Annotated in this window: 12 protein-coding genes; 11 read left to right on the top strand and 1 reads right to left on the bottom strand. The window is 70.5% G+C overall.

The genetic code is table 11. From position 1 onward, the window contains the following. Positions 1 to 2 precede the first annotated feature (2 nt). The 11 genes from alr to ACZ6Q9_RS22085 all read left to right on the top strand — a co-directional run bounded on the left by alr (position 3) and on the right by ACZ6Q9_RS22085 (position 11,402). On the top strand, positions 3 to 1,460 hold the full coding sequence (gene alr / locus ACZ6Q9_RS22135; protein WP_396829519.1) for an alanine racemase: 1,458 nt from the start codon (positions 3 to 5) through the stop codon (positions 1,458 to 1,460). Beyond that, the gene (locus ACZ6Q9_RS22130) at positions 1,457 to 2,485 is read left to right on the top strand and encodes a D-alanine--D-alanine ligase family protein (RefSeq protein ID WP_393456981.1); all 1,029 of its coding nucleotides are present in this window, start codon (positions 1,457 to 1,459) and stop codon (positions 2,483 to 2,485) included. The genes alr and ACZ6Q9_RS22130 overlap by 4 nt, the downstream gene beginning before the upstream one ends. After that, positions 2,485 to 3,660 (top strand): UDP-N-acetylglucosamine--N-acetylmuramyl-(pentapeptide) pyrophosphoryl-undecaprenol N-acetylglucosamine transferase, encoded by a 1,176-nt coding sequence (locus ACZ6Q9_RS22125; RefSeq protein WP_396829520.1) that lies wholly within the window; start codon positions 2,485 to 2,487, stop codon positions 3,658 to 3,660. The genes ACZ6Q9_RS22130 and ACZ6Q9_RS22125 overlap by 1 nt, the downstream gene beginning before the upstream one ends. A gap of 101 nt (positions 3,661 to 3,761) precedes the next feature. Beyond that, entirely contained in the window at positions 3,762 to 4,301 is a 540-nt protein-coding gene (locus tag ACZ6Q9_RS22120) for a M15 family metallopeptidase (RefSeq protein WP_393457064.1), read from the top strand. Between the two features lie 123 nt (positions 4,302 to 4,424). Continuing rightward, positions 4,425 to 4,640, top strand: coding sequence for a hypothetical protein (locus ACZ6Q9_RS22115; RefSeq protein ID WP_396829521.1), 216 nt, complete (start codon positions 4,425 to 4,427; stop codon positions 4,638 to 4,640). Positions 4,641 to 5,628: 988 nt separating this feature from the next. Further along, positions 5,629 to 7,182 (top strand): ABC transporter substrate-binding protein, encoded by a 1,554-nt coding sequence (locus ACZ6Q9_RS22110; RefSeq protein WP_396829522.1) that lies wholly within the window; start codon positions 5,629 to 5,631, stop codon positions 7,180 to 7,182. A gap of 9 nt (positions 7,183 to 7,191) precedes the next feature. Next, positions 7,192 to 8,142, top strand: a complete 951-nt coding sequence (locus ACZ6Q9_RS22105; RefSeq protein ID WP_393456966.1) for an ABC transporter permease — start codon at positions 7,192 to 7,194, stop codon at positions 8,140 to 8,142. Further along, positions 8,139 to 9,038: an ABC transporter permease gene (locus ACZ6Q9_RS22100; RefSeq protein ID WP_393456963.1), complete on the top strand. Its 900-nt coding sequence runs from the start codon at positions 8,139 to 8,141 to the stop codon at positions 9,036 to 9,038. Before ACZ6Q9_RS22105 ends, ACZ6Q9_RS22100 begins: the two co-directional genes overlap by 4 nt. Then, positions 9,035 to 9,841 carry an ATP-binding cassette domain-containing protein gene (locus ACZ6Q9_RS22095; RefSeq protein WP_393456960.1) on the top strand — a complete coding sequence of 269 codons (807 nt, stop codon included), beginning with the start codon at positions 9,035 to 9,037 and terminating at the stop codon, positions 9,839 to 9,841. The genes ACZ6Q9_RS22100 and ACZ6Q9_RS22095 overlap by 4 nt, the downstream gene beginning before the upstream one ends. Beyond that, complete coding sequence (locus ACZ6Q9_RS22090; RefSeq protein ID WP_393263594.1) at positions 9,838 to 10,617, top strand: ATP-binding cassette domain-containing protein; 780 nt, start codon at positions 9,838 to 9,840, stop codon at positions 10,615 to 10,617. Before ACZ6Q9_RS22095 ends, ACZ6Q9_RS22090 begins: the two co-directional genes overlap by 4 nt. Next, positions 10,614 to 11,402 (top strand): DUF1684 domain-containing protein, encoded by a 789-nt coding sequence (locus tag ACZ6Q9_RS22085; RefSeq protein WP_396829523.1) that lies wholly within the window; start codon positions 10,614 to 10,616, stop codon positions 11,400 to 11,402. Before ACZ6Q9_RS22090 ends, ACZ6Q9_RS22085 begins: the two co-directional genes overlap by 4 nt. A gap of 79 nt (positions 11,403 to 11,481) precedes the next feature. Here the strand turns inward: ACZ6Q9_RS22085 and ACZ6Q9_RS22080 are convergent, their stop codons facing one another. Then, on the bottom strand, positions 11,482 to 12,300 hold the full coding sequence (locus ACZ6Q9_RS22080; protein WP_396829524.1) for an AfsR/SARP family transcriptional regulator: 819 nt from the start codon (positions 12,298 to 12,300) through the stop codon (positions 11,482 to 11,484). Positions 12,301 to 12,464 lie beyond the last annotated feature (164 nt).

Genomic DNA, 12,464 nt, shown 5'->3' with positions numbered 1-12,464 from the left:
GGATGTCCCCACAGCTGGCCCACGGTTTCTTCAAGGGTTCTTCACCACAGGCTGCCTACCGTGCCGGTCATGTCAGTCAGGATCCGGACATGATCTTGGAACCGGCGCACCGGGGCCGCCGCGAGGAGCAACAGCGGCGGACGGTCCGGCGGCGGATCCGGGAGACGCTCGCGGTGCGCCGGGCCGCCGCTGTCGGCGGGCACGGGGCCGCCGAACCGCCGGACGAGCCGCCCGTCGAACCCAGGGCTGCCGGGGCGACGCCGGGTACGCGCGGTCGGCGCGCGGGGACCGGTGTGATCAGTGAGAGTGCCGAGCTGGCCGAGGCCGTGATAGATCTCGCGGCGATCGCCCAGAACATTCGGACGATCGCGGCGATCGCGCGTACCGGGTTGATGGCCGTGGTGAAGGCCGACGCGTTCGGGCACGGCGCGGTGCCGGTGGCACGGGCTGCGCTGGGGGCCGGCGCCGACTGGCTGGGCGTGACCTCGGCGACGGAGGCGGTGGCACTGCGATCGGCGGGCATCGACGCGCCCGTCCTGAGCTGGCTGCACCGCCCGGACGAGGACTTCACCCGCCTGATTGCCGCGGACGTCGACATCGCGGTGTCGACCCTGACCCATCTGCGCGCGATCGCCAACGCGGCCAGGGGTCTCGGTGTGCCCGCCGCGGTCCAGCTCAAGGCGGACGTCGGTCTGTCCCGCAACGGCGCCAGCGGCGACGAATGGCCCGATCTGGTCGCCTGGGCCCGCAGGCACGAGGTGGAGGGCAGCATCCGGGTACACGGGGTGTGGTCCCACTTGACCAACGCCGACGTGCCCGGATGCCCGAGCATCGCGCGGCAGCTGTCAACGTTCCAGGAGGCACTGCGGATCGCGCTTGACGCCGGGCTTGATCCGGAAGTGGTGCATCTGGCCAATTCGGCGGCGGCACTGGCCGCCCCGGAGACCCGGTTCGATCTCTGTCGGATCGGCCTGGCCATGTATGGCGTCGACCCCTTTGGCGCGGCCGGCCCCCGCCGTTTCGGCCTGCGACCCGCCATGACCCTGCGGTCAAGGGTGATCAACCTGAAGCGCGTGCCCGCCGGGACCGGCGTCTCGTACGGGCCCGACCACGTGACCAGTCGGCCGACCACGCTCGCTCTGCTGCCGCTCGGGTACGCCGACGGCCTGTCGCGCACCGCCGAGGGCCGCGCGTGGGTCTGGCTCGCCGGTCGACGGTGCCCGATCGTCGGCCGCATCGCCATGGATCAGTGCGTCGTCGATGTCGGCGATCTGCCGGTGGCGCTCGGCGATCCCGTGGTCGTCTTCGGCCCCGGCGCCGAGCCCGGCTCGCCCGACCCGGCCGAGCCGACGGCCGCCGAGTGGGCGCAGTGGGCCGGCACCAACCCGCACGAAGTCCTGACCGGAATCGGCGCGCGAGTGGCGCGCGTACACCTACACGCGGAAGCGGCAACGTCATGACCGTTCGTTTGGCGGTGCTGTTCGGTGGGCGCAGCGGGGAGCACGACGTCTCCCGGCGCTCGGCGGAAAGCATCCTGGCCCATCTCGACCGCGACACGTACGACGTGACCGAGGTGCTGATCGAGCGGGACGGCCAGTGGCGGGTGAACGGCGACCGGGCCACGTTCGCGCAGGCGCTGCGGACCCTCGGCGACCAGGACGTGGTGTTCCCGGCGCTGCACGGCCCGTACGGTGAGGACGGCACCATCCAGTCGATGCTGGAGTGGCTCGGCGTCGCGTATGTCGGAAACGGTGTCTTCGCCAGCGCCGCGGGGATGGACAAGCCGGTCACGAAGAAACTCCTCGCCGCCGACGGCCTGCGCGTGGCCGCCGGGGTGACGCTGCGCCCCGACGAGGAGCTGTCGTCGCGGGATCAGCAGCGACTGGGACTGCCCGTCTTCGTCAAACCGGCCCGGGCCGGCTCCAGCCTGGGCGTCTCCAAGGTCGAACGATGGGCGCAACTGCCCGCCGCCCTGCGGCTCGCGCGCGAGAGCGACGCGAAGGTTGTCGTCGAACGCGCCGTGCGCGGGCGCGAGATCGACGTCGGCGTCCTTCAGCACCCCGACGGTCGCGTCGAGGCCGGGCCGCCGCTGGAGATACGGGTGGCCAACGCCTCCTTCTTCGACTACGACGCCAAGTACGACGGCGGTGCCGTCTTCCACATTCCGGCCCGGCTCGACCCCGGCACCACCCGACTACTGCAGGACCGGGCCGTGCGGGCGTTCCACGCGCTCGGATGCCGCGGGCTGCTCCGCGTCGACTTCTTCCTCCCGGATCCGGACGCCGACCACGGAACGGGGTGGACCGGAGACCACCGGGAGCCGGTGATCAACGAGGTCAACACCTTCCCCGGATTCACCGCCGCCTCCCAGTACCCGCAGATCTGGCAGCGGGCCGGCGTCGGCTACTCGGCACTGCTCGACATCCTCATCCAGGGCGCACTGCACCGACGCGACACCGCCTCCCCCTGCCCGAGTTCCTGCTGATGGCCGTCTACGCCGCGGAACGTCTCCGTGGTCTCCGCATGATCGTCGCGGGCGGGGGAACGGGCGGGCACACCTACCCGGCGCTGACCACGATCCGTGCGCTCCGCGACCGGCTAGCGGCAGCCGGCACCGAACCGGACGTCCGCTGGGTGGGCGTCGCCCACGGGCTGGAGGCCAGAATCGCCCGGCAGGAGGGCATCCCCTTCACGGCGATCACCACCGGCAAACTGCGCCGATCGCCGAACCTGCGCGAGTGGGGCCGCAACGTCGCCGACGCCTTCCGCGTGCCGCTCGGTACCTTCCAGGCCATCATGATCGTGGTGCGCACCCGGCCCGAGGTGGTCTTCTCCACCGGCGGATACGTCTCCGTCCCGATCGGGATCGCCGCCTGGCTGACCCGCCGCCCGCTGGTCATGCACGAGCAGATCCTCACGCTCGGGCTGGCGAACCGGATCCTCGCCCGCCTCGCTGATCGAGTCCTGCTGAGCCACGAATCCTCCATCGACCACCTGCCCGCCGGAGCGAGAACCCGCGCGGTGGTCACCGGCAACCCGATCCGGCCCGAGATCCTCACGGGTAACCGCAACCGGGCGCTCGCCGCATTCCACCTGGACCCCCGCCTGCCGCTGGTGTACGTCACCGGCGGCGCCCAAGGCGCCGTCCAGGTCAACAACCTGATCGCCGACAGCCTCCCCGGACTCCTGCCGAGATGTCAGGTGCTGCACCAGTGCGGCGACTACTCCCTCGACCGGATGCGGCAGGTCGCGGCCGCCCTTCCGGAACACCTGCGCAGCAGGTACCGGGTCGTCGACTACGTCCACGGCGAGCTGCCGGACGTCCTGAGCGCCGCGGACATCGTCGTCGCGCGCAGCGGCGCCGGCACCGTCGCCGAACTCACCGCCCTGGGCAAGGCATGCGTCCTCGTCCCGCTCATCCCCACCGGCGGCGACGAACAGCGGCGGACCGCACAACACCTCGCCGACGCCGGTGCCTCCCGCATGCTCGCCGGCCCCGAGGCCTCCGCCAACCGCCTCTACGAGGAGATCATGGTGCTGCTCGACCACCCGGAACGACGCCAGAAGCTGGCCAACGCAGCCCGTCAACACGGCCGCCCCCACGCGGCCACAGCCGTGGCCAGCGCAATCATCGACGCCGCCGGCCGGTGCCGGCCATGATCCTGCTGTCTGATCGGCGAATCTCGGCCATCCCGCTAGGCGACAACGGGGAAGCCCTGGTCGACGTGCGCCAGGTTGCGGAACTTCGGGTTGACGATCGCCTGGCCGACGAGGCCGGGGCCTACGCGCACCTCCGTGAGGCAACGGTCCAGCGCTTGCTCGCCGCCCAGCAGACCCTGCCCCGAGGACTGCGGCTGCTGATCATCGAGGGGTACCGGCCGCTCAGCCTGCAGACGACCTACTTCGAGAGCTACAAGGACGAACTGCGCCGCAGGTACCCGGAGTGGGACTCGGCGCGCCGGCACGTGGAGGCCAGCAAGTACATCTCGCCGCCCGAGGTGGCTCCGCACAGCACCGGCGGGACGGTCGACCTCACCCTCTGCACGGCCGACGGGATCGAACTGGACCTGGGCACGATCGTCAACGCCAGCCCGGTGGACAGCGCCAACGCCTGCTTCACCGGATCACCCCACATCGCCCCGCAGGCCCGCACCAACCGCGACATCCTCGCCCGGGCGCTCTCGTCCGCCGGCATGGTCAACTACCCGACCGAATGGTGGCACTGGTCGTTCGGCGACCGCTACTGGGCGCTGAGCACCGGGGCCAACCGGACCCGGTACGGGCCGGTAGACCTCCCGTGAAGCGGCTGTGCGATTGCGGGCGGGCGTTGTGGGCGAATGCGGTGGCGCGGGCGCGGGTGCTGGCTGCCCAGCGGAAGTGTCACGACCATCCTGTTCCCACAGGGTCTGGGTAAGGTCGTCCGCATGGCTGACGCTGTCGTGATTCCCGGCGCGAGGTTCGGACCCGACAACGTATGGGGCGGTGATGTCGCCCGCCGGTTGTCGCCCCACGTGTTGGAGGTGGAAGGCGCGGATCACGGTATGTACGTACCCGGCCCGCTCACCGAGTCGATCGCAGTGCCCAGTCGAGTCGTGGTCGCCGTGGAGGAGTTCCTCGACGCGATTGGCTGGCCGAGCTAGGCACCTGGCCCCGGAGGTTTCGTCCGCCCATTCATCCAGCGCTGGCAGAGCCTGCTACAGCGATGAGGGCGGCGCTTCCGAATGGCTCCCACGCGCCACCGTACGTCTGTCAGCGGGGGCGGTCCTAGCGTTCATTGCTTGCACTGCAACGGCGGCGACGAGTAGCGCCCCGGCCGTGAGACACAGCAGCCGTACTGCGGTCGCCCATGGCAGATTCTCGGCTGGCAGAAGCGGGGTCAGGGCGTACCCGATGATTGCGGTGGCGCCCGTTGTGGACCAGAACACCGTCGGGCGGGTGGGGACCGGCGGTGGGTTGCCGTGCCAGGCGCGAAGGTGCCGACGGCGGCCGACCACGACGGCGACGGCGAGCGTGACCAGCGCGCCTACGAGGCTGCTGGGAATGTCGGACACGGTCCACCAGGCGACGTCGCTGACCTGGTCGCGACGGTGGCGCGGACGAGCCACGCGCCGAGCAGCGCCACTGGCAGACACCACCACACCAGTGCGGTGAGGGTGTGGCTCTGCCACTCCGGACCGACCCCGAGGAACGCGTACTTGATGTCGGGTGCGACCGCCCCCGGTAGTCAGCGCGACACCGTCGAACCATCGGGGTCGCCAGAGCTTGAGCGGGAGTACCACGCCGGGGTGCGACGGAAAGGTGAGCGGCATCGGCGCATCTTCCCACCTGGGGCCAAGGACCTGTGGCAGACGACACGATGCCGGCTGGTCGCCCCAACTGCGTGATCATGTACTCTGACCTGCGTGAACACTGCGCCGTCGTTGGACCGGACCCCGCTCGCGGTCCGTGTCGTCGCCGCGCGCCGTATCTGCTGTTGTTGACGGTCTGACACCCCGGCCCGCGCCCGTGGCTGCCACGCCACGCTGCCCGCGCGCCGTCATCAACGTCTGATCTTCCCCTCATTTGTGAATCTCAATCACCGCGTCCCGCGCTCGCGCGACGCAGGTTCCGTCTGCCTGGAGTACGGACATGACCACTCACCGCAGGCCCTCGGTCGGCCTACCCTTCGCACGCCGGTTGCGCCCGCTCGGCGCGCTCGCGGCCACCACCATCCTCGCGTTGCTGATCGCCGCCTGCGGCTCGTCGACGAGCCCCGGGTCGACGGGCGCCGCCGACCCCGACGCGACGATCACGGTCGGTTCGCTGAACGAGCCGACGACGCTCAATACGATCAAGGGCGGCAACACCGGCCACGCCCAGGTGCTGCTGCGCAACGTCGTCGAGGGGCTCACCGTGCTCACCGACGAGGGCAAGGTCGAGCCGCTGCTGGCCAAGTCGTGGGACGTTTCGCCGGACGGCACGGCATACACCTTCCACCTGCAGCCCGGCGTGACCTTTTCCGACGGCACCCCGCTGAAGGCCAGCGACGTGGTGGTCGCGCTCAAGCGGGTGACCTCCGACGAGTCGACCAGCGCCCGCAAGAAGAACCTCTCGATCATGAAGACGATCGAGGCGCCGGACGACGGCACCGTCAAGGTCACCCTGTCGACGCGGTCGCAATCGTTCCTCTTCTACCTCACCAGCACCGGCGCGGCTGTCACCAAGCCCGGCGCCGGCAACCCGGAGACGACGGTGATCGGCACCGGCCCGTACGCCTTGACCTCCTGGAAGCAGGGTGACTCCATCACGCTGACCCGCAACGACGCGTACTGGGGCACGAAGGCCAGCAACAAGCAGGTGGTGTACCGGTTCTTCAAGGACGCCACCGCCGAGAACAACGCGCTGCTCGCCGGCCAACTCGACCTGGTGACCCAGGTGTCCTCGCCGGATGTGCTCCCCCAGTTCGACAACCAGCCGCAGTTCTCCATCGTGGAGGGCACGTCGACGACGAAGGAGTTGTTCAACTTCAACGACGCCGTCGCCCCGTTCAACAACCCCGACGTGCGGCACGCCATCCGGCAGGCCATCGACCGCAAGGCGCTGCTGACGGCGGTGTGGGCCGACCGGGGCCAGGTCATCGGCTCGATGGTGCCGCCCACGGACCCCTGGTACGAGGACCTGACCAGCATCGACGACCACAACGTGGCCGGCGCCAAGCAGCTGCTGGCCAAGGCCGGGTACGCGAACGGTCTGTCCTTCACCGTCGACTACGTACCGTCGGACGCGGTCAACATCATCGCGCAGGGGCTGAAGAGCCAGCTCGCCCAGGCCGGTATCACCATCACGCTGAACCCGGTCGACGACGCGACCTGGACCGACAAGGTCTACAAGAACCACAACTTCCAGGCCACCATCATGACCCACGTCAACCAGCGCGACCTGGTCTGGTACGGCGACCCGACGTTCTACTGGCAGTACGACAACCCGCAGGTGCAGAAGTGGGTCAAGGACTCCGAGACCGCCGCGACGCCCGACGAGCAGACCGCCCTGCTGAAGAAGGTGGCACGGCAGATCTCCGAGGACGCGGCGAGCGCCTGGCTGTTCCTCGACCCGGCCATCAAGGTCGCCAGCACCTCGGTCAGCGGCTACCAGAAGAACAACACCACGGACAGCTTCTACGTCGCGCCGATCACCAAACGCTAGGCGATAGGCATGCTCAGCTACCTCATCCGTCGGGTCGCCTGGCTGATCGGTTCGCTTTTCGTCGCGGGCTCGGCGGTGTTCTTCCTGCTCCGGGTCCTACCGGGTGACCCGGCCGTCACGCTGCTGGCGGTCGGGTCCTCCCCGGACCAGATCGACGCGATCCGGCACCAGCTCGGCACCGACCGGCCTGTGCTGGCGCAGTACGGCCACTGGTTGGGCGACCTGGTGACCGGGAACCTCGGGGACAGCCTGTTCACCCGGATGCCGGTGCTCGATCAGATCGCCGGCCGGCTCCCGGTCACCGTACCGCTGGCGCTGAGCGCGTTCGTGCTGTCGATCATCGTGGCCGTACCGATCGGGGTGTTCGCGGCGGTACGGCGGCGGGGCCTGCTCGGGGTGGCGGTGTCGACGCTGGCGCAGTTGGGGATCGCGCTGCCCATCTTCTGGGTCGGGATCGTGGTGGTCTGGCTGGTCGCGGTGCAGTGGCGGGCGCTGCCGCCGGGCGGGTTTCCCCGCACCGGCTGGCAGGACCCGCAAGCCGCGGTCCAGTCGCTGGTCCTGCCGGTGGCGACGTTGGCGATCGCGCAGGGGTCGGTGCTGGTGCGCTACGTACGCTCGGCGACGCTCGACGTGCTGAGCCAGGAGTACGTGCGCACCGCCCGCTCCCTCGGCTACAGCCTGCCGCAGGCGCTGTGGCGGCACGGACCACGCAACGGTGCCGCAACCGTGGTCCAGATCCTGGGCCTCCTGCTGGCCAGTTCACTGCTGGGCACCGTGGTCATCGAGAGCGTTTTCGCCCTGCCCGGCCTGGGCTCGCTGCTGTTGACCAGCGTGAAGGCCCGCGATCTGCCGATCGTGCAGGGCACGGTCTTTCTCATGACGGCGATCGTGCTGGTGATGGGGCTCGTCGTGGACGTCGTGCAGCGGCTGGTCGACCCGAGACTGAGAGCACGGGCATGAGCACACCTCTGGTCGAGACGATCGAAACGACCGATGCGCTCGACACCCCCGTCCGGCGACGCCGAGGCTGGCGCTCGCCGTCGTTCGTGGTCGGCGCGGCGCTGCTGCTGGCGGTTCTCGCCCTGGCGCTGGTGTCGCTTGTCTGGTCCCCGTACGGGCTGGACCACACCGACCCGGCGGCCCGGCTGGCCGGCCCGTCCGCACGGCACTGGGCGGGCACCGATCGCCTGGGCCGCGACCAGTTCACCCAGCTGATGCTCGGCGCGCGTACCGCGGCGTGGATCGGGCTGGCCTCGGTCGCGGTGGCGTTCGTCATCGGCGTCCCGTTGGGCCTGCTCGCGGCGATCGCCGGCCGGCTCGTCGAGAACGCCGTCATCGGAGTGATCGACATCGTGATCGCCTTCCCGACCCTGCTGCTGGCGATGCTGCTGGTCACCGTGTACGGCGCGTCGACCGGAGTCGCGATCAGCGCGATCGGGATCGGCGTCTCCGCCGAGGTGGCCCGGTTGACCCGGATCTCGGCGAGCCGGGTGCTCACCCAGGACTACGTACTCGCGGCGCGTACCTGTGGCACCGGGCCACTGATGGTCCTGGTCCGGCACGTCCTGCCCAACATCTGGCACACCCTGCTGGTGCAGGCCGCCCTCGCCTTCGGCGTCGCGGTCATCGCCGAGGCGTCGCTGTCGTACCTGGGGCTCGGCACTCCGCCGCCCGCGCCGTCGTGGGGCCGCATGCTCCAGGAGGCGCAGTCGACGGTGAGCGTGGCCCCGTGGAACGTCCTGCTGCCCGGCCTCGCAGTCGCCGTCACGGTCGTCGGGGTCAACCTGCTCGGTGACGGCCTGCGGGAGGTCCTCGACCCGCAGCTACGGCAGGAAAGGCAGGCAGCGGACCGATGACCGTCCTGGAGACCACCGGGCTGACCATCACGCTCGACGGGCAGCCGCTCGTTCGCGACGTCTCGTTCGGCCTCGCCGCCCGCGACCGGGTCGGCCTCATCGGCGAATCCGGCTCAGGCAAGTCGCTGACCGCGCTGGCGCTGCTGGGACTGCTACCGCCGGGCATGCGCACGAGCGGCCGCATCCTCATCGACGGCGAGGACCACCTCGGCGCGCCGGACCGGCGGTGGCGTCGGGTCCGCGGCCGCACCGTCAGCATCGTGTTCCAGGAGCCCCTGACCGCCCTGGACCCGCTGATGCCGGTCGGCCGCCAGATCGCCGGTCCGCTGCGGCTGCACCAGGGCCTCAACCGCAGCGACGCCGAGCGCCGCGCGATCGAGTGGTGCGACCGGGTGCACCTGCCCGACCCGGCCCGGCTGGTACGGGCCCTGCCGCACGAACTCTCCGGCGGCCAACGGCAGCGGGTGGCCCTGGCGATGGCCCTCGCCTGCCGGCCCCGGGTGCTCATCGCCGACGAGCCGACGACGGCGCTGGACGTGACCGTGCAGGCGCAGATCCTCACCCTGCTCGACGAGCTGATCGAGGAGACCGGGGTGGGGCTGCTGTTCATCAGCCACGACCTGCCGGTCGTCGCCGGACTGGCCCGCCATCTCCTGGTCATGCGCACGGGCCGGTTGGTCGAATCCGGCCCGGTCGACGACGTGCTGCGCCGGCCCCGCTCCGGCTACGCCCGGCAGCTCGTCGCGAGCGCCGCCAGGGTGACCCGGCTGGCCCGCCCCAGCGTGCGCAGGGAGGACCGATGAGCGATCCGATTCTCACCGGGCATCAGCTCACCCGATGGTTCCCGGGCCGCACCCACCCGGCGCTCGACGGGGTGGACGTCACCGTGCGACCGGGGACCAGCCTCGGGATCGTCGGCGAGTCGGGCGCCGGGAAGTCGACCCTGCTGCGGCAGCTGCTCGGCGTGGACCGCCCCACCTCGGGCGAGATCCGCTTCGCCGGCCAGTCCCTCGACCGGGTTCGACACCGCGTGTTCCGTCGGCAGGTCCAGGTCGTCTTCCAGGACCCCCGGTCGTCGCTGAACCCCCGCATGTCGGTCGCGTCGATCGTCGCCGAGCCGCTGCGCTCGCTGCGCATCGGTACGGACCGGGCGGCCCGCGCCGAGCGCGTCGCCGAGGTGCTCACCGCGGTGGGGCTGCGCCCGGAAGACGGACGGCGCTACCCGCACGAGTTCTCCGGCGGCCAGCGCCAGCGCATCGCCATCGCGCGGGCGCTCGCACCGGCCCCGCGGATCCTGCTCGCCGACGAGCCCGTCAGCGCCCTCGACGTCTCGGTCCGGCTGCAGATCATCGACCTGCTCAAGGATCTCGTTGGCCGGCTCGGGCTCACGCTGGTGCTGGTCTCGCACGACCTGGCGATCGTCAGCCAGCTGTGCCAGGAGGTGCTGGTCATGCGCCACGGCCGCGTCGTCGAGCGCGGCCCGACCGCGGACGTGCTGACCGACCCCGCCGACGAGTACACCCGTGCCCTGCTGGCGGCCATCCCGCAACTGCCGCTCGACCTGTTGGAGGAACCGTGACCTTTGTCGATCAGTGGCGGACCTGGCACGCCGAACGTGAGGCGGCCGTGTCGGCGCCGGGTGGGGACCTCACGCTGACCGGCACTCACTGGCTGGTGGGGCGCACCCGGATCGACGGGATACCCGGCACCTGGTGGGCCGACGGAACCGACGTGCGGGTGTCCGGCGCCGAAGGCCTGCTCGTCGGCGGCGTACCGACCGCCGAGGGCCTGCTGCGCCCCGACCAGCGACTCATGGTGGGCGACGTCGAGCTGAAGATCATCCGCCGCGGCGCCGACCTGGCGGTACGGACGTACGACCCGCACGCGCCGGCGGTGCACCGCTTCGCCGGCATCGACGCGTACGCCCCCGACCCCGCCTGGGTGGTGGCCGCCGAGTTCACCCCGGCCGACGCCGGCCAGGCGGTGCGCACCGCGCACAGCCGCTCCGACCGGCTGGTGGACTACCCGGTCGTCGGCACGTTCACCTTCACCGTCGACGGCCGGCACGCCGAGCTGGTCGCGCTGTACACCGGCCACGAGGGTGAAGCGCACATCACGTTCCGGGACGCCACCAGCGGACGGGAGAGCTACGGCGCGGCCCGGTTTCTGTTTCTGCCCCTGCCGGCGACGGCGGGCCCGGTGACGCTGGACTTCAACCGCGTCACCCTGCCTCCGTGTGCGTTCTCCGAGGCATTCATCTGCCCGCTGCCGCCTTCGGGGAACGTGCTGCCGTTCGCCGTCCGGGCCGGCGAGAAGGCAGTCCTTGACCAGCCAGCCGGTCAGGTGCCAATCCCTTGCCGATGATCGGGAACCGCCACGCCCTGGACGATCGCGAGCGCGGGACCCTGCCGCGGTCGCTCCATGAGGAGGGAGTCGATCTGGGTCAATTCCTCAGTGCGACCGACGAACGCATGGTCGCCTGTCGGCAACTGGGCGGGAGCGGAGGCCATTCGGGGCATGGTCCGCCCTCGCTCATCGGGATTGCCACCTCGTCCCCCTGCAGGATCCGGTCGTGCATTTCCCGCAGTTGGGGGCCCGGCTCCACGCCCAGTTTTTCTACCAGTAACCGGCGACCGTCGCGGAACACGGTGAGTGCATCGGCTGTACGTCCGCAGTACGTCAGCGCCACCATGAGGCAGGCGCGCAACTGTTCCCGGAACGGGTGTCGCTCAACCAGTATTTGCAGCTCGGGAATGACTGCGCGGGCGCGGCCCAGTCGCAGCTCCAAGCCGAGGCACTCCTCGGCCAAGGCCACCCGGCGCTCCTCGATCCGCTCCACCACGTGCGCGAGCCGGCCTTCAATATCGACCAGCGGCCGGCCCTGCCACATGGCCAGAGCATCGCGCAGCTTCGTCACTGCCTCGTCCAGCCGTCCCGCGCCAGCCAGTGTTCTCGCCTCGGCGGCACAGCGCTCCATCTGGTGAAGGTCGATGCTGTCAGCGCCGACCTGCAGTACGTATCCAGGCGGACTCGTGCCGATGAGCTCGCTACCGAGGCCGGCCGCCCGGAAATCGCGGCGCAGGCTGCAGACCCCGGCTGCAATCTGGTTCCGGGCCGTAGATGGCGCGTGCGGACCCCACACCGCGTCCACGATCCGTTCGACCGGGACGACCCGGCCTGGCTCCAGCAGCAGCGCCGCCAAGATTGCCCGCTGACGTGGACCGCCGAGACGTACCGCCCCATTGGGCAGTGCAGCAGTCACCGGCCCCAGCAGGCTGAACAGGACTCCTCTTTCAGCGGCTTCGTGCATACCAACCCCCGGTGACATCCACTAACTTGATCTTTAACCTGCGAGGGTTGGTCGGTGACCCCGACTGATCATGGGGACAGCCCTTGGTTGATCATTCTTCTTGTCGAGGGAAGATG

This window comes from Micromonospora sp. NPDC049139, from assembly GCF_055586845.1.
The sequence above is the reverse complement of the archived record's forward strand: the minus strand, read 5'-3'. Positions and strand labels throughout refer to the sequence as shown.

Excerpts from the sequence above, each read along its gene's own strand:
- ACZ6Q9_RS22130 (WP_393456981.1), top strand. The coding sequence starts at position 1,457 with ATGACCGTTCGTTTGGCGGTGCTGTTCGGTGGGCGCAGCGGGGAGCAC.
- alr (WP_396829519.1), top strand. The coding sequence starts at position 3 with ATGTCCCCACAGCTGGCCCACGGTTTCTTCAAGGGTTCTTCACCACAG.
- ACZ6Q9_RS22090 (WP_393263594.1), top strand. The coding sequence starts at position 9,838 with ATGAGCGATCCGATTCTCACCGGGCATCAGCTCACCCGATGGTTCCCG.
- ACZ6Q9_RS22110 (WP_396829522.1), top strand. The coding sequence starts at position 5,629 with ATGACCACTCACCGCAGGCCCTCGGTCGGCCTACCCTTCGCACGCCGG.
- ACZ6Q9_RS22100 (WP_393456963.1), top strand. The coding sequence starts at position 8,139 with ATGAGCACACCTCTGGTCGAGACGATCGAAACGACCGATGCGCTCGAC.
- ACZ6Q9_RS22125 (WP_396829520.1), top strand. The coding sequence starts at position 2,485 with ATGGCCGTCTACGCCGCGGAACGTCTCCGTGGTCTCCGCATGATCGTC.
- ACZ6Q9_RS22105 (WP_393456966.1), top strand. The coding sequence starts at position 7,192 with ATGCTCAGCTACCTCATCCGTCGGGTCGCCTGGCTGATCGGTTCGCTT.
- ACZ6Q9_RS22115 (WP_396829521.1), top strand. The coding sequence starts at position 4,425 with ATGGCTGACGCTGTCGTGATTCCCGGCGCGAGGTTCGGACCCGACAAC.
- ACZ6Q9_RS22095 (WP_393456960.1), top strand. The coding sequence starts at position 9,035 with ATGACCGTCCTGGAGACCACCGGGCTGACCATCACGCTCGACGGGCAG.